The organism is Clostridium thermobutyricum DSM 4928, from assembly GCF_002050515.1.
GTDB classification, from domain to species: Bacteria; Bacillota; Clostridia; order Clostridiales; family Clostridiaceae; genus Clostridium; species Clostridium thermobutyricum.
Genome location: NZ_LTAY01000026.1, coordinates 124,374 through 146,701 on the forward strand (window position 1 = coordinate 124,374; position 22,328 = coordinate 146,701).

Here is a 22,328-nt window from a genome sequence, read left to right on the forward strand (position 1 = left end):
AATGGAAGTTTTAAATTTAAAAAATATAAATAGAGTTTATGGTGATAAGGTTAAAACACAAGTTTTATTTGATGCTAACCTTAAGGTTGAAGAAGGAGAGTTTGTTTCAATAATAGGACAAAGTGGTAGTGGTAAAAGTACACTTTTAAATATAATGGGAACTCTTGATACTCCAACTTCAGGAGAAGTTTATATAAATGGTAAAAGAACTGATAAGATGAGCAAAAATGAACTTGCAAGAATAAGAAATGAAGATATAGGCTTTATATTTCAATTTCACTACCTATTACCTGAATTTACAGTGCTTGAAAATGTATTAATGCCTTATAGATTATCAGGAAAAAAAGTTACTAAAGAAGTTTTAGAAAGAGCTGAAAAATTATTAGAAATAGTTAACCTTTCAAAAGTTAAAAATAATAAAGCAACAGACCTTTCTGGTGGACAACAACAAAGAGGTGCTATTGCAAGAGCGTTAATAAATAATCCAAAGATAGTTCTTGGAGATGAGCCAACAGGTAACTTAGATTCTAATACAACAGAAGAAGTTTATAACCTTTTAAGAGAAATAAATAAAGAATTTAAAACAACTTTTGTAATAATAACTCACGACAATAGAATAGCTGAAAAAGCTGATAGAGTTATAAAAATACAAGATGGAAAAATAATAGAAGATATTAAAAAATAAAATAAAAAGACTGTTTGCAATTTTGCAAGCAGTCTTTTTTATTATTAGATATACAATTAATTTTATTTTTAAAGGTTTTTAAAGTTTTAAGGTGAATAAATATAGTGAATGGAAAATTTTGTTTTATAAATATAAGCTTAGGAGGAAGTTATGGAATATGTAAAGTTAGGTAATTCAGATTTAAATGTATCTAGAATTTGTTTAGGATGTATGGGATTTGGAGATTCAAGTAGTGGAATGCATACATGGACTTTAGATGAAGAACAATCTACAGAGATTATAAAGAAAGCTCTTGAAAATGGAATTAATTTTTTTGATACTGCTATAGCTTATCAAAATGGAACAAGTGAACAATATGTTGGAAGAGCTTTGAAAAAATTAGCTAAAAGAGAAGATGTTATTATTGCCACAAAATTTTTGCCTAGAAGTCAAAAAGAAATTGAAAATAATATTAGTATAAGAGAGCATATAAATACTATGCTTAATAAAAGTTTAGCTAATCTTGAAACTGATTATATAGATTTATATATATGTCATATGTGGGATTATTCTACTCCAGTTGAAGAGTTGATGTGTGCATTAAATGAGCAAGTTAAAGCTGGAAAAGTGCGTTATATAGGAATTTCTAATTGTTTTGCATGGCAATTAGAAAAAGCAAATTGTATTGCAGAAAAAAATGGTTGGAGCAAGTTTATATCTGTTCAAAATCATTATAATATGTTGTTTAGAGAAGAAGAGAGAGAAATGGTGCCTTGCTGTAAAGATGGAAATATTGCAATGACTCCATATAGTGCTTTAGCTTCAGGAAGATTAGTTAGAGATTGGTCTGAAAAAACTAAAAGATTAGAAGAAGATTCATTTGCAAAAAGTAAATATGATTTAACAGCTAATCAAGATAGAATAATTGTTGAGCGTGTTGCTGAAATTGCGAAAAAAAGAGGAATGACAAGAATTCAAATAGCTTTAGGATGGCTTCTTTCAAAAGTAGATGCTCCTATAGTTGGGGCAACAAAGTTTTATCATATTGAAGAAGCTATAAAAGCTATAGGAGTAAAACTTACAGAAGAGGAAATAGAATATTTAGAAGAGCCATATGTACCACATAAGTTAGTTGGTATTATGAAACAAAAATAATTTTTTTAGTATATGTATTTTTTATTTAATGATAAGTGATTTGAATGAAGATTAAAAATAAATTATGTAATTAAGTGAGAATTATGAAGTTAAATAAAGGCTAAAAAATAGATTATAGAATTAAATAAAGGTTAAAAACATATGTAGATAGAATTAAGGCTGCTGAAAATTGAGAGCTTATTATTGAGGTGGTACATCAACAGCCTTTTTCTATTAGAAATTATAGACTAGAAAATTATTTTATATACATAAATAAAATAGTTTTTATTAGAAATATTTACTTATATATTAGAAAAGGTAGTTAGTATTTAACTACCTTTTTAATATATTACTTATAAGTTTTTATAAAATTATTCAATAGATACAATATTGTTTTTATAAACATTTCTTAGAGTATTTTTAGAAACTTTATTTATATGTTGTGAGGATTTTTAGAATGTATATGAAATATGGGAACATTAACTAATAAAAATTAGGTAAAGAGTATTTTGAAACATACAATTAGTTATTATTAGCCATTAAAGGGAAATAAAATTTATAAAACATATTATTGTTAAAAATTTAAAGAAGAGTATAATTAATACAAAATAATTCTAATATAAAGGAATATTTAATTAGTGAAATTAGATTACGGAGGAAGAAAAATGGGGAAATCAATTGAAAAAATAAATTTTAAGAAGCTAAATAAATGGTTAAATATAATAAATTTAATTTATGTTATAATAGCAACTATTTCAATTATCTTTTTGTGGATTAAAGCACCTTCTGAAATTCCAATTCATTATGGTTTTGGAGGGCATGTAGATGAGTATGGTTCTAAAAGCAATTCTCTTATATTAGTGTTTGTTTTAATTGCTATATATCTTATATTTATGTTTATTTCTAAATTTCCTAAATCTTATAATTACATTGTTCCAATAACTGATTTAAATAGAGAAAGGCAATATAATATATCTTCAACATTTATGAAAATTTTAAGTCTTGAAATAATGATTTTAATTTCATATATGTGTATACAAAGTTTAATTGGAGCAAAAAGTATTACAAATTATTTTATAGTTATTATTGTTGTTTCAGTAGTCATTTATATTTATTTTAGTGTAAAAAATAAATAAAGTTTCATATTAATTTTAGAAAGTTTTAAATAAAGGAGTATAATAGGTTTGGACTATTTAAAAGCTTTTTATAAATTAGGAGGGAAACATGAGAACTAAAATAAAGCAAATGCATGAGGAGTTAAATACATTCCCGACAAGTAAAGCAGTTTATACAATGGCATCAAAGTTATATAAAGACTTGCCTAAAAGTGATGATGAGTTTATTGAATTATGTGATGAGCTTGTTCAATCTCATGATTGGACATTATATGAAATGATGACTGTATGGATAAAGAAAAGAAAAACTGCTTACTTAACTAAATATTTTAAGACATATGAAAAATGGTTATATGAATATACTAATAATTTCGGTGCATGTGATCAACTTTGTTACAGAGTACTTAACCCAATAATTGAAAGGTATCCAACTCTTTTTGAAGAAGTTAGAAAATGGAGTAAATCTGATAATCCATATGTAAAAAGAGCATCAGCAATTTGTTTAATGAAGTCAACTAAAAGCTTTGTTGTTAATGTTCCTTTTAGTTATGTAAAAGAAATTTCTGATGAGCTTTTAGAAGATAATCACATTTATGTGCAAAAGGGAGTGGGGTGGCTTTTAAAATATTCTTATTTGTCTTATCCAGATGAGGTAGTTAATTATATTAAGAGTAATGTTAACAGAATGAGTAGAATAACATTTATGTATGCATTAGAAAAAATGCCTCATGAGTTAAAAGAGGAGATAATTAAGAGTAGGTAGAAAAATTAAGAAATAATAATATTAAATTTTTTAGTTTCGAGAGCAATTTTAGGGTTTTTTATAGCCTTAATAAATGCAATATTTTCAAAAGGAATTATTATGGATTATACAAATAGCAATAATTTTAAATTTACATAAGTAAGGTGGACAAGTATAAATTGTCCACTTTTTTTATAAAGCATTTTATATATTAATTTTCATTATTTGTTATAAAATTCATTAAAATGAAAATTATAAACAAAAAACCATTTAAAATTTAATAAGAATTCATAAATAATACACATTTTTTTTGTATATTGGTACAGGGAAATTTAAGTATATACAGTCAGAGTATAAGATGTAAACAAAAAATTAATATACAATCCAAATTAAAAAATAAGATAAGCTTATTTTAAAAGTCTAAATTATAACATTTCTATATTTATAAAATCTAAAAATAATATCATTTATAAATACAACTAAAAATTAAAATATAGACTCTTTTAAATAAGTTTTATCATTTACAGGAAACAATTAGATATTCTATTAATATTTTCAATATTTTAATCTTTAAGTTTGTCTATTTATTTCTTCATTGATACGGGATTAGAATATTTTGATAGTTTATCTAAATTACATAGATACTATTCAAGATATAAGGGGGAAAAAATGGATTGTACTAATTCTAAAAGCGTCCTAAAAAAATTAAGCGTAGCTTTAATAATGTTTATGTTTTTAACTCTAACTCAAGGATATCAAAACAGTTTTGCTGATAATATAGTTTCAAGTAATACTAATACGGTAACAGCTGAAGCACATTTTACAACTGAAAAGATTAGAGATGGATTTTACACAAGTTTAGTAGTTGATTACAAGATTTTAGATAGGAGTAATATAAAACCTGGAGATAAGATAATAGTTAAATTACCAGATGTTTTTAAAAATATTAAGCCTGTTTATAGTAAAGAACATTTTTCTAATTGTACTGTAAATGGAGATACCATAACTTTAACTTTTGGACCTAACATAAATGAAGGTGTTCAAGGATATTTTACTTTACAAATGTATGGGGATAGTAAAGTAGAAAATAAATCTTATGAAGCCACTGCTACAATCGGGGATAAAGTAGTTAAAGCAAGTGTAGAGGGAGAAGTAGTAGAAAGTGGTGGTGGACAATCTCCAGATATGTATAAAGTATTTGGAAGTGGTTTTCCTGTAAATAATTTAGGTGAAGGAGTAATAGTAGATAGAAATAAGCCTGTTCCATATTCAATTGTAGTAAATAGAAATAGAAAAAATTTAGGTACTATGACTTTAAAGGATAATATTCCAAGTGGAATGGCTTTAGATAAAAATAGTTTAAAAATATATGAGATTTCACCTAACAATGATTATAAAGATGTAACTAATATATATTTAAACTCAGGAAGAGTTAGCATGGATTATACTCATTTACAAATTTCTTTTGACCCTGGAAACATGTATATGGTGAATTATAATACTTTTGTTACTGCAACAGAAGATAAATATAATAATACAGCTACAATGACAGATTATTATGGAAAAGTACAAGGTCAAGCAGTAGCTATTTTAGGTTCTGGGGCAGGAGCAATAAATGTTTATAAAACAGTGGATAAAGAAAATGTAAGTAATTTTGGAGATCAAAATATAACTTATCATATAAAATTTGATTCATTTGGAACTTTCTTAAAAGGAACAATGCATATTCAAGATAAGATTAATCCAAAGCTTACAGATATAAAAGTTACAGGAACTAAACAATTTACAGTAAAATATGATTCAGCTACAAAAACATTAGAAGCAGTAAATGATAAAAGTACAATAGAGCCAGGAGATAATGCTGAAATTACAATTAATGCTAGTTTTAAAGATGTTCAACCTGGAGAAAAAATAAATAATACTGCACAGGTTAATGGAGGAGATACTAATACTGTCCATACTACAAAAAGTCCATTAATTCAATTAAGCAAAGTTGGAGTTGATAATCCAAACCACTTATTGAGTGGAGCAGAGTTTGAAGTTATTAACGCAGATAATAATGAAAGAGTTAGTAATATTGTAACTGAAAAAGGAAATACAAATACTTTAATTACATCTGACAAGCCTATAAAATTTGAGTTGCCTTATGGAAATTATAAATTAGTAGAAATTAAAGCACCAAATGGATATGCGTTAAATACAAACCCAATAGATTTTAGTGTAAATGATAATAGCACTATAATAAATTTGACTGCAAAAGATAACCCAACAGGAAATATTAAAATTGTTAAGACAAATGATTTAAAAGAGCCATTACAGGGAGCGAAATTTAATTTAGTTAAAGATGGCAAAGTTATAAAAACAGGAGAAACTGATAAAGAAGGTATTTTGGAATTTAATAATATTGAAGTTGGAGACTACAAAATAGTTGAAGTTTCAGCTCCAAAGGGATATGAAATTTCTAAAGATACTTCTGTAAAAGTAACTAAAGACCAAACTAGCTTAGTAAATATTGTAGATAAAAACATTTTAGGAACTTTAAATATAACTAAAATAGGAAATGACGGAACTAAGCTAAGTGGAGCAGAGTTTACAGTAGAAGGACCAAATGGATTTAAGAAAGTTATTACTACAAATGAAGAGGGATTAGCAAACTTAAATAATCTTTCTTGGGGAACTTATACAGTAAAAGAAACAAAAGCACCAATTGGTTATGAATTAAGTGGAGAAGCACAATCTATAACTATAAATGCAGATAATGTTTCAAATACACAAAACTTAACTTTTAGTGATAAAAAGATATTAGGAAGCTTAGTTATAACAAAAGAAGGTTCAGATAAAGAGAAGTTAGCTGGAGCAACTTTTGAAATAACAGGACCAAATAATTTCAATAAAACTGTAGTTACAGGAAAAGATGGAACTGTTTCAATAGATGGACTAGCTTGGGGAAGTTATGAAGTTAAAGAAATAAAAGCACCTCAAGGTTATAATTTAGATAAAGCACCACAAACTGTAGAAATAAATTCTTCTAATGTAAAAGCTATTCAAAATTTAGTATTTAAAGATAGCAAAATATTAGGGAATTTAAATATAACTAAAATAGGAAATGACGGAGAAAAGCTAAGTGGAGCTGAATTTACAGTAGAGGGACCAAATGGATATAAACAAGTAGTTACAACAGATAAAGCTGGAGTTGCTACATTAAATAATATTCCATGGGGAACTTACACTATAAAAGAAACTAAAGCACCAATTGGTTATGAATTAAGTGGAAAACAACAAACTATAACAATAGATGCAAACAATGTTTCAAATGTACAAAACCTAACATTCAATGATACAAAAATATTAGGAAATTTAGTTATAACAAAAACTGATGAAGAAGGAAATGTTCTTTCAGGAGCAAAATTTATGGTAACAGGACCAAATGGCTTTAAGAAGGAAATTACTACTGATTCAAAAGGAATAGCTAGTTTAGATAATATTGAATGGGGAGATTACAAAGTACAAGAGATAAAAGCACCAGAAGGATATAATTTAAATTCTGTAGCTCAAACAGTTGAAGTAAGTAAATTTACAGTGGGTCAGCCACAAAAATTAATATTTAAAGATAGTAAAATATTAGGAAGCTTAGCTATAACTAAAATAGGAAATGACGGAGAAAAGCTAAGTGGAGCAGAGTTTACAGTAGAGGGACCAAATGGATTTAATAAAGTTGTTACTACTAATAAAAATGGAGTAGCAAATTTAAATAATCTTTCTTGGGGAACTTATACAATAAAAGAAACAAAAGCACCAATTGGTTATGAATTAAGTGAAAAACAACAAACTATAACTATAAATGCTGATAATGTTTCAAATGTACAAAACCTAACATTCAATGATACAAAAATATTAGGAAATTTAGTTATAACAAAAACTGATGAAGAAGGAAATGTTCTTTCAGGAGCAAAATTTATGGTAACAGGACCAAATTACTTTAAGAAAGAAATTACTACTGATTCAAAAGGAATAGCTAGTTTAGATAATATTGAATGGGGAACTTACAAGGTACAAGAGATAAAAGCACCAGAAGGATATAATTTAAATTCTGTAGCTCAAACAGTTAAAGTAAGTAAATTTATAGTAGGCCAGCCACAAAAATTAATATTTAAAGATAAAAAAATATTAGGAAGTTTAGCTATAACTAAATTAGGAAATGATGGAGAAAAGCTAAGTGGAGCTGAATTTACAGTAACAGGGCCAAATGGATATAAACAAGTAGTTACAACAGATAAAGCTGGAGTTGCTATATTAAATAATATTCCATGGGGAACTTACGAAATTAAGGAAACTAAAGCACCAGAAGGTTATAAACTAAATAAAGAAATGCAAACAATAACAATTGGAGCATCAACTGTAGAAAAACAACAAAATATTACTATTATTGATGGGAAAGAATTAGGAAGTTTAGTTATAACAAAAGAAGGACCAGATAAAGAGAAATTAGCTGGAGCAACTTTTGAAATAACAGGACCAAATAATTTTAATAAAACTGTAGTTACAGGAAAAGATGGAACTGTTTCAATAGATGGATTAGCTTGGGGAAGTTATGAAGTTAAAGAAATAAAAGCACCTCAAGGTTATAATTTAGATAAAGCACCACAAATTGTAGAAATAAATTCTTCTAATGTAAAATCTATTCAAAGTTTAATATTTAAAGATTCTAAGAAAACAGGAACTTTAAATATAACTAAAATAGGAAATGACGGAACTAAGCTAAGTGGAGCAGAATTTACGGTAGAAGGACCAAATGGATTTAAGAAAGTAGTTACTACTAATAAAGATGGAGTAGCAAATTTAAATAATCTTTCTTGGGGAACTTATACAATAAAAGAAACTAAAGCACCAGAAGGTTATAATCTAAATAATGAAGTTAAAGTCATAAAAATAGACTCAAAAAATGCAGGGGAAGTTCAAAGAGTTATAGTTAAAGATGACAAGATTATAGAACCTATTGTGCCAAAAGAGGATAAGTCATCTGAAGGTAATGAAATTGTACCAAAAGAAGATAATCCGGTTGAAAATAATAATATTGAACAAAATGAAAATAAGCCAGTTGAAAATGATAATGTAACGCCAAAAGAAAGTAGTTCAACTGAAAGCAGTATTACACCAAAAGAGGTTAAACAGAGTTCAGATAAAAGTGATAAACAAGATGCAAAATCTCAAGATTATAAAGAGAACAATTCTAGAAGTAATAATCCTTTAACTGGAGAAAATGGTCAAATGGTAGTTGTTTTAATTATACTTGCAGCTGCAATAATTCTACTAATTTTAAACAACACAAAATTTAAAAAAAGAAAAAATTAAAAAATAGAGCTTAGCAAATATTTGCTAGGCTCTTTTTTATCTTTATATTAAAACTTATTTAAGATTAAAAATTTTTATTCTTTAATAAAGAAAATATTTAAGTTCTGTTTTATAAAAGATTATATTAAAATTAGTTTTTATTATATTTTTTTAATTTTTATAATATAAAAGGAAACTTCAACTTATAAATAGAGATTCTATGAATAGTATTATGAATATTATTAAATGAAAATAATTAAAAAAATAGAAATTTATTAAAATATATTGACTAAAAAATTTAAAAAAGGTATAATTTGGGGATAATTAGTAAAATATTAACAAATGCGAGACTGAAAATGAGAAAAAAATTATTATAGGATTATGCTTATCAGCAAGTATTATCAGTTCTGTAACAGCGTTTGCCGTATCAGGAACTAATAAAACTATTAATACAGGAAAGGTTTCATTTTATTCATTAGATAAAGCTTCTAGTAATTCAGCTAGAGCAAGAACAGAATTTATACCATTTAATGGATATCAACATTTAAGATCTTATGTATATATAGAATCAGTTAATTCAAATTGTACAAGATTAAATCAAACGCAAGGATATGGTTCAAGTGGAGGTACTGCTTCTAAACCGGCAGTAGCTACTACTATTTTAACTCAAAATGGTACAAGTAAATGGGGAAGTACACATAGATCAGAAAAAACAAGTGAATATGCAGCTTTAAGATTGCAAAATTAAATTATATAAGGATGTCTTTTATTAGACATCCTTTAAATTAAGGGGAGAAGGATGAGAGTATTTAAAAATATATTTAGAAATAAGCTAGATTTTTTAGTAATTATAAGTATAATAACTGTTAGTTTAATAGGAGTAAATATAATTTTTAATATATTATTTAATGGGTATGTCGAATCAAAACAAACAGAAAAGTTTAGTAATAAAAATATAGGTATAACTTTAGAATTTAGTAAAGAGATTTCAAAAAATGAAATAAATGAAATTATGAAAAAAATAGATGAAAATAATATTCCTTTTTCGTTTAGTAAGAGAACTGAATTAAAAGGAAAGTTATTTGATACGATTATAACTTTAGATAGTGTAAATAGTCCAGATTTATATGATTATAAAATAAAACAAGGAAGAGATATAACAACAGATGATATACGAAATAATAGAAAAGTAATAGTTATATCAACAAACTATAAAGAGTTTTTTTATGAAAAGGAAGGAAAATATTTTATAAGTATTGATGGAATAGAATATGAAATAATTGGTGTTACTGAAAATAATTTAGCAAATGAATGGTATAGATTAAAAGCATTTACTCCATATAATTTTAAAAATGGATTAGATGTAATAAATACTAATATAATAAGTTTTTATACAGATAAAGACATAAAAATTCCTAAGAGCATTTCTAGTTATATAAGGGAAATTACATACAATAAATTAAATAAAGTAACGGTTAATGAGATTATAGAAACTATGACTACAGAAATAGGATATTATATAATACTAGGAATTTTAAGCATAGTTAATTTGTGTATATTTTTCATTTTATTTATAAAGAAGAGAAAACCTATAATTAACATACTAAGAGCTGTGGGATATAATAAAAAACAAGCTGGAAACTATATTTTAAAACAGATGTTAGTATGTGGCTTAATTTCAAGTTTTATTGCATGGGGAATTTATTATCCATTTTCAAATTATTTTAATGAAAAGTTTATGAATATAGGCTTAAATCCTTCAATTTTAATATTAATTGTAGACTTTTTATTTAGCTTGATAGTGATATTTATTATTTCAAAAATATTATTTAGATTTATAAGTAATATGGAAATTCAAGAAGGAATAAAAAAGAGAAAAAATATATTGAATAATATGTTTATAAAGTTCTTTATAATAATAGAATTATTTATGATGTTTAATTATTCTATAGAGTTCTATAGTTTGACAAAAAATTTAAGTCAAATATTAAGAATTTCTAATAGAATAATTGACTTTGATAATACTTTGATTATGGATGGATTTTCAATATCATTTGATTCAGAGGATTTAAAAAATTATGATATCATAAATACAATAAAGTTTTTAGAGCAAAATGGAGTAGAAGTTGTAAATTACTTATATTCAATAGATACATCAGAAGATGTAATGAATATGAAAAATAAAGAAAAAGAAGGGTATTCTGAAAACTTTAAACTTAGTTTTATGGATTTAGAAGATAATATATTACCTTTAATGTATATATCAAATAGTTCTTTAGATATATTAAAAATAAAAGGAATTGAAAAGCAAAATAATAATGTACAAAGCAATGAAGTTTTAGTTTATGCAGGAGAAAGTTATAAAAATTATTTTAAAGAAGGAGATATAATAAAAGGTAATTCAGGTGAAAACTATAAAATTATTGGATTTATAGATGAAAATCAATATATGTTTAATACAAATCAAGGGTCTAAAATAATTGATAATTTTAATAAACTAGATAGTTTTATAATTGTACCTTTTGAAATAAATGATTTAGATAATATAAATATAGCTGGATTAGATTTAGAAAGTAAAAGATTTTATACATTAGCTAATTCATTTATAAAATTTTCAGATGAATCTGAAAAAGCTTTAATAAATGAAACTTTAAATAAAAAAGAATTAAAAGCAGATTCATTAGATATACAGTTAAAAAGAATGCAAATAACAGATTTTTCATATGTTAAGTATAAGTTATTTAGTGCCATAATGATTTCTATAATAACATTAATAAGTTTGATTTGTTATATAATTTCTTTGATATATTCAGAAAGAAGAAATATGGGGATAAAAAGAGCTCTGGGGTATAACATTATAAATATTATAAAAATATATATATTTAAAATAATTTCAATGATTGCTATATCGAATATTCTAATTATTGTGTATAAAGTTATTAGAGAAGATGTATTTATGGATAGAAATGTTATTATACCGATTGTAGTAATAGATATATTTATTATTGTTTTAAGTTTAGTTTTAATTATTTATTATGTTAGAAGAGAAAAAATATCTGAATTGATTAAGGAGAAAGATTAAAATGGAATTAATGAGGTTAAAAGATATAGGAAAAATATATAAAACTAAATATAATGAAACTGTAGCTTTACATGATGTGGATTTGATAGTCAATAAAAAGGATTTAATAGCAATAACAGGTCCATCAGGATGTGGGAAAAGTACACTTATGAATATTTTAGGACTTATAGATAAACAAACTAAAGGAGAATATATTTTAAAAGGGAAGAATACATCGAATTTAGGAGATAAGGAAAGCTCTATATTAAGAAATAAAGAGATTGGATTTATTTATCAACATTTTGCATTAATAAATGAATTAAATTTATTAGAAAATGTAATTATTCCACTTAATATAAGAAAAATGAGTGATAAAGATAAAAAAGAAAACGGAAAAAAATATTTAAAGAAAGTTGGATTAGAAGGATTAGAAAGAAAATATCCTTATGAATTGTCAGGTGGACAACAGCAAAGAGTTGCAATTGCAAGAGCATTGGCACAAGAAACAGACATAATTTTGGCTGATGAACCAACAGGAAATTTAGATGAAAAAAATAGTGAAGAAATATTGAAACTTTTAATAGAGTTAAATAATGATGGAAAGACAGTAGTAGTAATAACTCATGATAATAATATAGCAAAGCATTGTAAAAAAATTATAAAGATGAAAGATGGAAAGATAATTTAATAGAAAAACTAGGAAAAACAGTTTAGAAAGGTCAGCTTTTTAAATTGTTTTTTATTTTTATATTAAAATTTATTTAATACTAGAATTTTTTATCCTTTAATAAAGAAAACATTTTAATTTCTGTTTCAGAATAGGGAATATTAAAATAATGGTAGCCAATTTCTTTACCAATGAACAAAAAAAATATCTGTTTGTTATAATGGTTTAAACAATTGAACGGAAGGTAGGAAATATTCATGAAAGAACATATTATTCAAGTAGATAAAAATCTTTGTATTGGTTGTGGGCTTTGTAAAAATGATTGCCCAGCAAATAATATTTTTATTAAAGATAAAAAGGCAGTAATTAAAAATCAGGAATGTATTAAGTGTGGACATTGTGAAGCGATTTGCCCTAAAGCTGCAATTACTTTAACTGGTTTTAATGAAGAAACAATGGAGATTACAGAGAAAACTAATTTAAATCCAAATGAATTATTAATGGCACTTAAAACAAGAAGGTCTATTCGTCAATTTAAAGATACTGAAGTTTCTTCTGAAATTATAAAGGAAATTATTGAGGCAGGACGATTAACTCCAAGTGCTAAAAATGCTCAAGATGTATCATATATTGTTTTAGGGAAAGATAAAGGAAAGTATGAAAAAGTTGCAGTAAAGTTTTTTAAAAAGGTTCAGAGCTTTGCAAAACTTTGGATGAAGGCAGCTAGAGAAGTTACAATTGATGATGATTTCTTTTTTAAGAAAGCACCTATTGCAATTATGGTAGTATCTAAAGATAAGATTAATGGTTCTCTTGCAGCAAGTAATATGGCTTTAATGGCAGAATCTCATGGTTTAGGAGTATTTTATAGTGGATTTTTTACAGTGGTAGCGAATCATTCGAAAAAATTAAGAAAACTATTAGACTTAAAACATAGTGATAAAATAGTAACTACTTTAGTAATTGGTTATCCAAATGTAAAATATAGAAGAACAGCTAAAAAAGAAGATGCTGTAATTAGGTATTTATAATATTAGGAGAAAAATATGGATAAGGAATGTAACGAGCGTTTAGAGGAAATAACATCAAAATTTAAGAAGTGCGGAGAAGCTATTTCTGCCATAGGAGATGAAACAAGACAATTAATTTTACTTACTCTTTTAGAAAGTGATTTTAATGGTGTAAGAGTAGGAGAAATTTCAAAGAAAACTCATCTTTCTAGACCAGCTGTTTCTCATCATTTACAAATATTAAAAAGAGTAGGAATAATAAATTTAAGAAGGGAAGGAACAAAAAATTATTATTACCTTGATTCAAATGAATCACAATGGAAAGATATAAAAGATTTGATAAATCTTATATTTGAGGGGATACAACATATTAGTGAAGATGATAAAAGGAAAGAGGAATAAGATTATATAATTTTATAATAATTTTTTAAATCATACTATATCACTCATATATAAATTAAAAATGAATTATAATATAGATAGATTTATATTTATGAATTTTATATATAATAAATATAGGGGAAGGTGATTTAATTATGGAAGAAAAATTATATAAACCAAAAGAAATAAGTGATATGGTTGGAGTAACTGTTAGGACTTTACAATATTATGATAAGATTGATTTATTAAAACCAAGATATAAAAATGAAAATGGATATAGATTTTATACTGAAGAAGATTTAATGGAGCTTCAAAAAATAATTTCATTAAAGTTTTTAGGATTTTCAATAGAAGATATTAAAAAACTTTTAGTATCAGAAACTTCTGAAAAGATAACGCTTATAAAGGAAAAGAAAAAACTTTTAGAGCATCAAATAAGGAATTTAACTTTAATTAATAAGTCTTTAGAAGTTTTAGATAAAAATATTGAGCATGAAAATGAAATTGATTGGTGCGAGATTGCTAACAATGTAAAGAATATGAGAATTAAAAGGCATAAAGAGGTTTATGGTAAAAATATAAAGGATAAAGAAAATCAAAATATGCTTCATGGTGAGCTTATGGAGATTTTAATAGAAATTCTTAAAAACAAAGGTGATAAGGAAAAAGAAAATGTTCTTAAATTAAAAGAGCATATGGATAAGATGGTAAAAGGAAATAATGGAATAAATCTTATAATTGAAAACTTACAAGAAATAAGTGATATTCCAGGAAAAATGCGTGGAATAAGTGCAAAAGATGCCTTAACTTTAATTGATAAGATAAAAAGTCATATAAATTAACAGATATATTTATTAATAAAATGGATAGATTAATTATGAGAAATTTTCTTTAAAGAGATAATTTTTTAGATTTATTAAAGAATAAATTAAATGATTTTCTATAAGCTTCATAGAAATACATAAGTTAGTAATAATAAGTAAAAGGTTGTATAATAAATACATAAAAACTAAAAAGGAGATGGAAGTCTTGAAGAGAGTTGAAGAAAGATTTTTAGAATATATAAAAGTAGATACAAAGTCAGATGAAGAAACTGGAGTTACTCCAAGTACAAAAGGTCAATTAGTTTTAGGTGATATTTTAGTTAAAGAATTAAAAGAAATTGGTCTTGTAGATGTTGAAAAAGATGAAAATGGATATATTTACGGAACTTTAAAAGGAAATACTACTGAAGAGGTTCCAACTATAGGATTTATTTCTCACATGGATACAGCTCCAGATATGAGCGGAGAATGTACAAATCCTCAAATAGTTAAAAATTATGATGGTGGAGTTATAGAAATAAATAAAGAACTTGGAATTTATTTAGATCCAAAACAATCACCAGAAATGAAAAAATATGTAGGTAAAACTTTAATTACTACAGATGGAACAACTCTTTTAGGAGCTGATGATAAAGCAGGAATTTCAGAGATTATGACTGCTATGGAATACCTAGTTAATCATCCAGAAATTAAGCATGGAGATATAAAGGTTGGATTTACTCCTGATGAAGAAATTGGTCAAGGAGCAGACCACTTTAATGTAGAAAGATTTAATGCAGATTTTGCATACACTGTTGATGGTGGTGGACTTGGAGAATTAGAATATGAAAACTTTAATGCTGCTGGTGCTAAAGTTACTATAAAAGGTAAAAATGTTCACCCAGGATATGCAAAAGATAAAATGTTAAATTCTCAAATGGTTGCTTATGAATTCCTTTCAATGCTTCCACTTGAAGAAGTTCCTGAAAAAACTGAAAACTACGAAGGATTCTCACATTTAATTTCTATAAATGGAACTGTTGAAATGACTAATATGGCATTTATAATAAGAGATTTCTTTGAAGATAGTTATGAAAAAAGAAAAGAAGATTTTAGAAAAGCTGAAAAAGCTTTAAATGAAAAGTATGGCGAAGGAACAGTTACAGCTGAAATTACAGACCAATACAGAAATATGAAAGAAAAAGTTGAGCCAGTATTCCACATTATTGAAACAGCTAAAAAAGCTATGGAAATGGCAGATATAACTCCAGATGTAAGACCAATAAGAGGAGGAACTGATGGAGCAAGACTTTCATTTATGGGATTACCTTGTCCTAACCTTTTCACTGGAGGAGAAAACTTCCACGGAAGATATGAATATGTAGCAATTGAATCAATGGAAAAAGCTGTTGAAACTGTTGTTAATATAGTTAAATTATACGGAAATAATTAGAATTCAAAATTAATAAATATTATGATTTATTATTAAAGTGGGCAATGATTTGTCCACTTTTTTAAGTTATATTATCAATAATAGTTTAAAAGATAGCCCAAAAATTAAATGATTAGTTTTAAAATAATAAAGGAACATCAAAGTTTGATGTTCCTTTTTAATTACATAACAATATAATGATTTTTTAGTAAAAAATTAATCTACTATATAAAGTATAAATTAAATATTATTTTCTATAAAATTAACTTCGGAATTATCCCAGTATTTTTTATAAACTCTATCAACTTGTCCATCAAAATTTAATTGATACATTCTAAATGTTACTAGGATATCTTTAGGTTGCCATTGTTCTTCATAAGAGTATTTATAGCTCATTCCTAATTGTTTCATAACAGCTCCACTACGAGGATTTTTTACATCATGTGTAGCTGTAACATATAAAAAGCCATCTTTTTTTACTTGCTCTAAAACTGCTTTACTTGCTTCTGTTACAATTCCTTTATGCCAAAAATCTTTTCTTAATCCATATCCTAAATCATGATTATCATCTATGCTTACATTAACATAACCAATAGGTTTGTTATCTGTTTTTAAACAAATAGCATATCTATATCCTTTATCAAGTTCATATGCTTTAGTATATCTTTCATAAAAAAAGTTTTCAGCTTCTTTTAATGATTTTAAAGGAAACCATGGAAGATAAGTATTTACTTCCTCGTCCTTATAGATTTCAAATAAAGCTTCTATATCATCTTTAGTAAACTTTCTTAATATTAATCTTTCTGTTTCTAATGTTGGTGTATTTTTATTATCCATATTTTTATCCTCTCAAAATCCTGTTTATAAGCTAATTAAATAATAGCTAACTTGTATAAAAATTAAAAATTTTCTTATTTAAGATTATATTAACATGACTTTGTATTTAGTTACAAACGATTCAGTAATAACTAAGATAATGGATAGAAAATTATATTAAACATTAATATGAATAGGAAAGGAAAATATTAATATGAGTAGAAAAGAAAGAGAAAAATAATTTACACATTATAAAGTGGGATTTAAGAAATAAAAATAAAATTATCATGAAATAAAAGGAAAATATAATAAAAGTAACATCATAATTAACATTTATTTAATAAGAATCTATTATAAATTACTGTTATTTAATAAAAATATATTTATAATTTATTTTGGGAGGAGATATGATGATAGAAAAAATAAAAAATGAATGGCTGTCTAATATACAAAAAGATTTGTTATCTAGTTTTGTAGTAGGGCTTTCTATGATACCAGAGACAGCTGGATTTGCAATTATGGTTGGACTAAGTCCTAGTGTAGCTTTTTATACTACATTTTTTATGTCCTTTGTGTTATCCATAGTTGGCTCAAGAAAAGCTATGATAAGTGCAGCAGCAGGTTCAGTAGCTTTAGTGTTAGTTGGAGTTTGCAAAAATTATGGAGTTGAATATATTGGGATAGTAACTGTAATGGCAGGAATAATACAAATACTCTTTGGAATATTTAAAATAGGAAAATTATTAAAATACATACCTGAATCAGTTATGTTTGGATTCGTAAATGCTTTAGGAATACTTCTTTTTAAAGAGCAATTTAAGTTTTTTTACGGACAATCTTATCAAATGTACATATTAGTTATAATTGGAATACTTATAATATATTTATTCCCTTTAATAACAAAAAAAGTTCCATCAAATTTAATTTGTATAATAGCAGTTACAGCAGTAGCTTTAATATTTAAAATGCATGTTCCAAACTTAGGAACTATAGAGCATGGTGGAATGGAATTTAAATTTATGACATTACATAATTTAAACTTAAAAATTTTTATAGAGTTAATTCCTTATGCAGTATCTCTTGCACTAGTTGGAACTATAGAAAGTTTACTTACAGCAAAAACTTTAGATGACATAATTGGTGATTCTAGTGATAAAAATAAAGAGGCTAGAGGGCAAGGAATAGGAAATATCGTATCAGGACTTTTAGGTGGAATGACTGGATGTGCTTTAGTTGGGCAATCTATAATAAATAGTAAATCAGGAGCTAAAACAAGACTTTCAACATTCTTTGCAGGATTTTCATTAATTGTATTAGTTCTTGTGTTTAATGACTATGTAACTAAAATTCCAATAGCAGCAGTAGTTGCAGTTATGATAATGATATCTATAACAACTTTTAATTTTAAATCTATAACAAACATAAGAAATATTAAAATTCAAGATACAATAAATATGATAATAGTTGTAATACTTGTATTATTTACAGATAACTTAGCCATAGGAGTCGTAGTTGGAGTTTTAATAAATTTATTATTTATAAAATCTGAAGGAATAGTTAAATAGATATTTAAATTGATTTAATATAAAAAATAATTAAAAGATAAAAGCAGAAAGAAGTAAAAGGCTCTTTCTGCTTTTATTTTTTAGAAAAATCTTACGGTTTTTACTAAAAAGAATAGTATTTTTACAAAAGAGTATTGTTAAGGAGATTAGAGAGTAGCATATAAAATGAAGAACAAATTATTTTAGAAGTTTATATTTTTAATTAAATAAAATACATAAAAAGTGAGGTGATAGTATGATAGAAGCTATGTCTGTTAATAAATCTATAAAAGATAAATACTTACTTAAAAATATAAATTTAGAGATTAGAAAGGGAGATAAACTTGGAATAATTGGACCTGTAGGTTCAGGAAAAACAACATTACTAAGAGTAATTTTGGGGATATATAAAATCTCAAATGGAACTTTAAAGAAAAATGTAAAGCACATTGGCTTTATGCCATCTAGTAAAGGCTTATATGAAGAACTATCTGTAAAGGAAAATATAGAAGCTTATACAGGGTTAAAGATATTAAAAGAAAAAGATTTAATATATTTTTCTAAGAGGATAGGAGTTTTTGATTATATAGATAAAAAAGTTTCAAAGCTTTCTAGTGGTATGAAACAAAAAGCAGCACTTTTAATAGCTGTAAGTATGAATCCAGATTTATTAGTTTTAGATGAGCCAACAGCAAATCTAGATATTGAAACCCGGATTAATATACTAAATTTTCTAAAAGAATATTCAAAGGATAAGACAATTGTAATAACTTCTCATAATCTAAATGATATTGAAGAAATTTGTGATAAAGTTATTTTTATTAAAGACGGTGAATTACAAATTAATAATTCTATAAAAGAAATAAAAAACAAATTTTCTGATGAAAGAGTAAAGCTTATATTTACTGAAAATATAAGTGTTGAAAAATCAAAATTTATAAAAGATAAGATAAATGAAATTGTTATAGAAAAAAATTATATATTATTTGATGAAGAGAAAGTAGATATGTATTTGATTTTAGATGTTATTAAATCTATGAATTTAATAATATTTGAAATTAGAAGAGAAAGTAAAAATCTTCAGGATATCTATTTGGATATTAGGAAAGGTGAATTGAGAGATGAGGAAGCTATTAAATAAAGAAATTATATTTTTAAAAGTTAATATAAAAAGATGTTTATTTTTAGCTGTAATTGTAGCATTAATTAGTATGTTTATTATATTAAGAGGAACAGAAAGTTTACTTGATTTAAGGTTTATCTTAGGCTTAACTTCAAGTTCTTTTATCATAAATATAATTTTTGATTCAATGATGTTAGAGAAGAAAAATAAAAGCTTTGAAAAGATGCTTCAATTAAATAGTCTTATACAAATAATAAATTCAAAAGCAATAATTTCTTTTATCATATCAACTTTAATTTCTTTATTATTTTCATTAATACTAATACTAAACAGGGGATATAACTTTAAAGATTTTTATATTGTACTTTTATTAGTGCCATTTTTAAATTTAGTATTTTCTAAAATATTTTGTTTAATATTACTTTTAACTGACCAAGTAATTCTTATTCAAATTGTAAGTATGGCATTTGCACTATGTTATGTTATTCTTTTTACTTCGATAGAAAGGTTAGGGCTAGCAATTGCATTAGGGGGGCTTTCAATTTTTACATTTTTTATAGTTGATATTTTCATAAATAGAATCGAGATTGAAAAAATAATTTAAGGGGGATACGAATGTATAAAGTTATTTATATAATGCTTTTATTACTGGGGATATTAGGTATAGCTTTTGGATATAAAAAAGGAACTATAAAGGCAAAGGATATTGGGGTTAAAGCTTTGTCTATAAGTTTAATACTAATTGTATTGGTAATTTTGACTATATTTATTAAATAAGGGGTAAATTTAACCACTAGATTTTAATTCTAGTGGTTTTTTAAAAAAGAAATTTTTAGTATTAAAAATAAATATTATATTATATGGTAAAATTATATTAAACTATTAAAAATAGGAGGGGAAAATGATTAGAGTATATTTATGTGAAGATGATATATATCAAAGAGAGAAGTTAAAAAAGATTGTTGATAATGCAATAATAATAGAAAACTATGATATGGAAATTGGATTAGTAACAGACGATCCAGATATGATATTAGAAGACATAAGTAAAAATAAATGCTTAGGTTTATATTTCTTAGATATTGATTTAAAAAAAGATATAAATGGAATTCAACTTGCTGAAAAAATAAGAAAATTAGACCCTAATGGCTCTATTGTGTTTATTACTACAAATTCAGAAATGAGTCATTTAACTTTTGCTTACAAAATTGAAGCTATGGATTTTATTATAAAAGATAATTATAAAAACATAAGAGAAAAAGTAGAAGAATGTATAGCTTATGCAAATGAAAAATATTCTAATAAAAATAACTCAGAGGTTTTTTCCATAAAATCAGAAGATAAGATAGTCAATATTAGGTATAAAGATATTTTGTATTTCGAAACATCACAAACTATACATAGAATAATAGTAAATTGTAAAAATAGACAAGTTGAGTTCTATGGAAAAATGAAAGAATTAGAAAAAGAACTAGCAGATTATAATTTTTGCAGATGCCATACTTCTTTTTTAGTAAATAAAGATAATATAAAAGAAATTGATAAGAAAAAAAGATTAGTATATATGAGTAATGGAGATGTATGTTTAGCTTCTTTTAGAGGAATGAAATCTCTTATAGAAAAATAAAAGTCAAAAAAATATATAAAAAGATAAAAACAACACTTTTTATAAAAATTTAGACGTTTATTATTAAATTTATACAGAAAACTACAAATAATGTATACTTATGCCATAAGGTAAGTAAATGGGGTGATGAAATTAATATTAAAAAATTTAATTCACACGAATTGTCCAAGCTTATAATAAAGCATATTGAAAAATTTATAGATGAAGAAGTTTATTCAATATCAAAAGTTAGACTTGGAATAGAAATTATGCTGATTAACATAAGTAAATTTATAGTTTTATTTATAACAGCATACTTACTTAATGTAATTATTCCGACAATAATAGTTTTAATAGGATTTGCTTTTATCAGAAGAACTGGTGGAGGAATTCACGCCAAAACAAGTTTTAGATGTACAGTATTTTCTGTTGGGGGATTAGTCTTAGGAGCTATAATAGCTTTAAGGTTAAATTTAAATATATGGGTATATTTCTTAGCATTAATAGTTTTTAATGTTATAATTTATAAATATGCACCTAGAGATACTGAAAAAAATCCTATAAAAGATAGTAAAAAGAGGATTAGATTAAGAAATATAACTTTAAGAAATATGAATTTATTAGCCTTAGCCTCTTTATTTTTTGATAAAAAAGTTATATCATTAATCTTCATGGGATTTTTACTAGCTATAATTACGATTTTACCTATGAATAAAAATTCATAGATTAAAATAAAAAATTATTAGGGGGAACTAGAAAATGAGAGAAGATTTATTAAAAAAAGTTTGTTCAAAATTTGCAAAGGTTGCAGAAAAAAGTGTGGACGATAACCCAGTAACATATTCACCATTCCTTTTTGGATATGAAATTGAACTAGAAGAAAAAGAAGAAAAATAAAA

At 25.1% G+C, this 22,328-nt stretch carries 19 protein-coding genes; 18 read left to right on the plus strand and 1 reads right to left on the minus strand.

The window, feature by feature from the left end; genetic code table 11:
• Window position 1: 1 nt before the first annotated feature.
• From CLTHE_RS04375 to pepT, 11 genes are all read left to right on the plus strand, one after another.
• A complete protein-coding gene (locus CLTHE_RS04375) occupies window positions 2-685 on the plus strand; it encodes an ABC transporter ATP-binding protein (RefSeq protein WP_080022160.1) in 684 nt (227 codons plus the stop codon).
• 150 nt (window positions 686-835) lie between these two features.
• Complete coding sequence (locus tag CLTHE_RS04380) at window positions 836-1,819, plus strand: aldo/keto reductase (RefSeq protein ID WP_080022161.1); 984 nt, start codon at window positions 836-838, stop codon at window positions 1,817-1,819.
• 644 nt (window positions 1,820-2,463) lie between these two features.
• Window positions 2,464-2,934 carry a DUF1648 domain-containing protein gene (locus CLTHE_RS04385; RefSeq protein WP_080022162.1) on the plus strand — a complete coding sequence of 157 codons (471 nt, stop codon included), beginning with the start codon at window positions 2,464-2,466 and terminating at the stop codon, window positions 2,932-2,934.
• Window positions 2,935-3,022: 88 nt separating this feature from the next.
• The gene (locus tag CLTHE_RS04390) at window positions 3,023-3,676 is read left to right on the plus strand and encodes a DNA alkylation repair protein (protein ID WP_080022163.1); all 654 of its coding nucleotides are present in this window, start codon (window positions 3,023-3,025) and stop codon (window positions 3,674-3,676) included.
• A gap of 648 nt (window positions 3,677-4,324) precedes the next feature.
• Window positions 4,325-9,007 (plus strand): SpaA isopeptide-forming pilin-related protein, encoded by a 4,683-nt coding sequence (locus tag CLTHE_RS04395; RefSeq protein ID WP_080022164.1) that lies wholly within the window; start codon window positions 4,325-4,327, stop codon window positions 9,005-9,007.
• Window positions 9,008-9,785: 778 nt separating this feature from the next.
• Window positions 9,786-12,068, plus strand: coding sequence for an ABC transporter permease (locus CLTHE_RS04400; protein ID WP_080022165.1), 2,283 nt, complete (start codon window positions 9,786-9,788; stop codon window positions 12,066-12,068).
• A gap of 1 nt (window position 12,069) precedes the next feature.
• Entirely contained in the window at window positions 12,070-12,735 is a 666-nt protein-coding gene (locus CLTHE_RS04405; RefSeq protein WP_080022166.1) for an ABC transporter ATP-binding protein, read from the plus strand.
• A 236-nt stretch (window positions 12,736-12,971) separates the two neighbouring features.
• On the plus strand, window positions 12,972-13,745 hold the full coding sequence (locus CLTHE_RS04410; RefSeq protein ID WP_080022167.1) for a nitroreductase family protein: 774 nt from the start codon (window positions 12,972-12,974) through the stop codon (window positions 13,743-13,745).
• Between the two features lie 15 nt (window positions 13,746-13,760).
• Window positions 13,761-14,126 (plus strand): ArsR/SmtB family transcription factor, encoded by a 366-nt coding sequence (locus CLTHE_RS04415; protein WP_080022168.1) that lies wholly within the window; start codon window positions 13,761-13,763, stop codon window positions 14,124-14,126.
• Between the two features lie 134 nt (window positions 14,127-14,260).
• A complete protein-coding gene (locus tag CLTHE_RS04420) occupies window positions 14,261-14,947 on the plus strand; it encodes a MerR family transcriptional regulator (protein ID WP_080022169.1) in 687 nt (228 codons plus the stop codon).
• Window positions 14,948-15,134: 187 nt separating this feature from the next.
• Window positions 15,135-16,361 (plus strand): peptidase T, encoded by a 1,227-nt coding sequence (pepT, locus tag CLTHE_RS04425; RefSeq protein WP_080022170.1) that lies wholly within the window; start codon window positions 15,135-15,137, stop codon window positions 16,359-16,361.
• 219 nt (window positions 16,362-16,580) lie between these two features.
• Here the strand turns inward: pepT and CLTHE_RS04430 are convergent, their stop codons facing one another.
• A complete protein-coding gene (locus CLTHE_RS04430; RefSeq protein WP_080022171.1) occupies window positions 16,581-17,177 on the minus strand; it encodes a GNAT family N-acetyltransferase in 597 nt (198 codons plus the stop codon).
• Between the two features lie 389 nt (window positions 17,178-17,566).
• On the opposite strand from CLTHE_RS04430, the gene CLTHE_RS04435 reads away from it, so the two are divergent.
• The 7 genes from CLTHE_RS04435 (at window position 17,567) to CLTHE_RS16650 (ending at window position 22,326) form a co-directional block, all read left to right on the plus strand.
• Window positions 17,567-18,721, plus strand: a complete 1,155-nt coding sequence (locus CLTHE_RS04435) for a SulP family inorganic anion transporter (protein ID WP_080022172.1) — start codon at window positions 17,567-17,569, stop codon at window positions 18,719-18,721.
• A 235-nt stretch (window positions 18,722-18,956) separates the two neighbouring features.
• Window positions 18,957-19,841, plus strand: coding sequence for an ABC transporter ATP-binding protein (locus tag CLTHE_RS04440; protein WP_080022173.1), 885 nt, complete (start codon window positions 18,957-18,959; stop codon window positions 19,839-19,841).
• On the plus strand, window positions 19,822-20,427 hold the full coding sequence (locus CLTHE_RS04445) for a hypothetical protein (protein ID WP_080022174.1): 606 nt from the start codon (window positions 19,822-19,824) through the stop codon (window positions 20,425-20,427). The genes CLTHE_RS04440 and CLTHE_RS04445 overlap by 20 nt, the downstream gene beginning before the upstream one ends.
• A gap of 11 nt (window positions 20,428-20,438) precedes the next feature.
• Window positions 20,439-20,600, plus strand: coding sequence for a hypothetical protein (locus tag CLTHE_RS16645; RefSeq protein WP_158082657.1), 162 nt, complete (start codon window positions 20,439-20,441; stop codon window positions 20,598-20,600).
• 124 nt (window positions 20,601-20,724) lie between these two features.
• Window positions 20,725-21,450 (plus strand): LytR/AlgR family response regulator transcription factor, encoded by a 726-nt coding sequence (locus tag CLTHE_RS04450; protein ID WP_080022175.1) that lies wholly within the window; start codon window positions 20,725-20,727, stop codon window positions 21,448-21,450.
• A gap of 161 nt (window positions 21,451-21,611) precedes the next feature.
• A complete protein-coding gene (locus tag CLTHE_RS04455) occupies window positions 21,612-22,154 on the plus strand; it encodes an accessory gene regulator B family protein (RefSeq protein WP_158082658.1) in 543 nt (180 codons plus the stop codon).
• A gap of 34 nt (window positions 22,155-22,188) precedes the next feature.
• A complete protein-coding gene (locus CLTHE_RS16650) occupies window positions 22,189-22,326 on the plus strand; it encodes a hypothetical protein (RefSeq protein WP_158082659.1) in 138 nt (45 codons plus the stop codon).
• The last annotated feature ends 2 nt before the right edge of the window (window positions 22,327-22,328 follow it).

Bases quoted from the DNA above. Each gene is read 5' to 3' on its own strand.
- CLTHE_RS04375 (WP_080022160.1), top strand. From the start codon at position 2: ATGGAAGTTTTAAATTTAAAAAATATAAATAGAGTTTATGGTGATAAG.
- CLTHE_RS04380 (WP_080022161.1), top strand. From the start codon at position 836: ATGGAATATGTAAAGTTAGGTAATTCAGATTTAAATGTATCTAGAATT.
- CLTHE_RS04385 (WP_080022162.1), top strand. From the start codon at position 2,464: ATGGGGAAATCAATTGAAAAAATAAATTTTAAGAAGCTAAATAAATGG.
- CLTHE_RS04390 (WP_080022163.1), top strand. From the start codon at position 3,023: ATGAGAACTAAAATAAAGCAAATGCATGAGGAGTTAAATACATTCCCG.
- CLTHE_RS04395 (WP_080022164.1), top strand. From the start codon at position 4,325: ATGGATTGTACTAATTCTAAAAGCGTCCTAAAAAAATTAAGCGTAGCT.
- CLTHE_RS04400 (WP_080022165.1), top strand. From the start codon at position 9,786: ATGAGAGTATTTAAAAATATATTTAGAAATAAGCTAGATTTTTTAGTA.
- CLTHE_RS04405 (WP_080022166.1), top strand. From the start codon at position 12,070: ATGGAATTAATGAGGTTAAAAGATATAGGAAAAATATATAAAACTAAA.
- CLTHE_RS04410 (WP_080022167.1), top strand. From the start codon at position 12,972: ATGAAAGAACATATTATTCAAGTAGATAAAAATCTTTGTATTGGTTGT.
- CLTHE_RS04415 (WP_080022168.1), top strand. From the start codon at position 13,761: ATGGATAAGGAATGTAACGAGCGTTTAGAGGAAATAACATCAAAATTT.
- CLTHE_RS04420 (WP_080022169.1), top strand. From the start codon at position 14,261: ATGGAAGAAAAATTATATAAACCAAAAGAAATAAGTGATATGGTTGGA.
- CLTHE_RS04430 (WP_080022171.1), bottom strand. From the start codon at position 17,177: ATGGATAATAAAAATACACCAACATTAGAAACAGAAAGATTAATATTA.
- CLTHE_RS04435 (WP_080022172.1), top strand. From the start codon at position 17,567: ATGATAGAAAAAATAAAAAATGAATGGCTGTCTAATATACAAAAAGAT.
- CLTHE_RS04440 (WP_080022173.1), top strand. From the start codon at position 18,957: ATGATAGAAGCTATGTCTGTTAATAAATCTATAAAAGATAAATACTTA.
- CLTHE_RS04445 (WP_080022174.1), top strand. From the start codon at position 19,822: ATGAGGAAGCTATTAAATAAAGAAATTATATTTTTAAAAGTTAATATA.
- CLTHE_RS16645 (WP_158082657.1), top strand. From the start codon at position 20,439: ATGTATAAAGTTATTTATATAATGCTTTTATTACTGGGGATATTAGGT.
- CLTHE_RS04450 (WP_080022175.1), top strand. From the start codon at position 20,725: ATGATTAGAGTATATTTATGTGAAGATGATATATATCAAAGAGAGAAG.
- CLTHE_RS16650 (WP_158082659.1), top strand. From the start codon at position 22,189: ATGAGAGAAGATTTATTAAAAAAAGTTTGTTCAAAATTTGCAAAGGTT.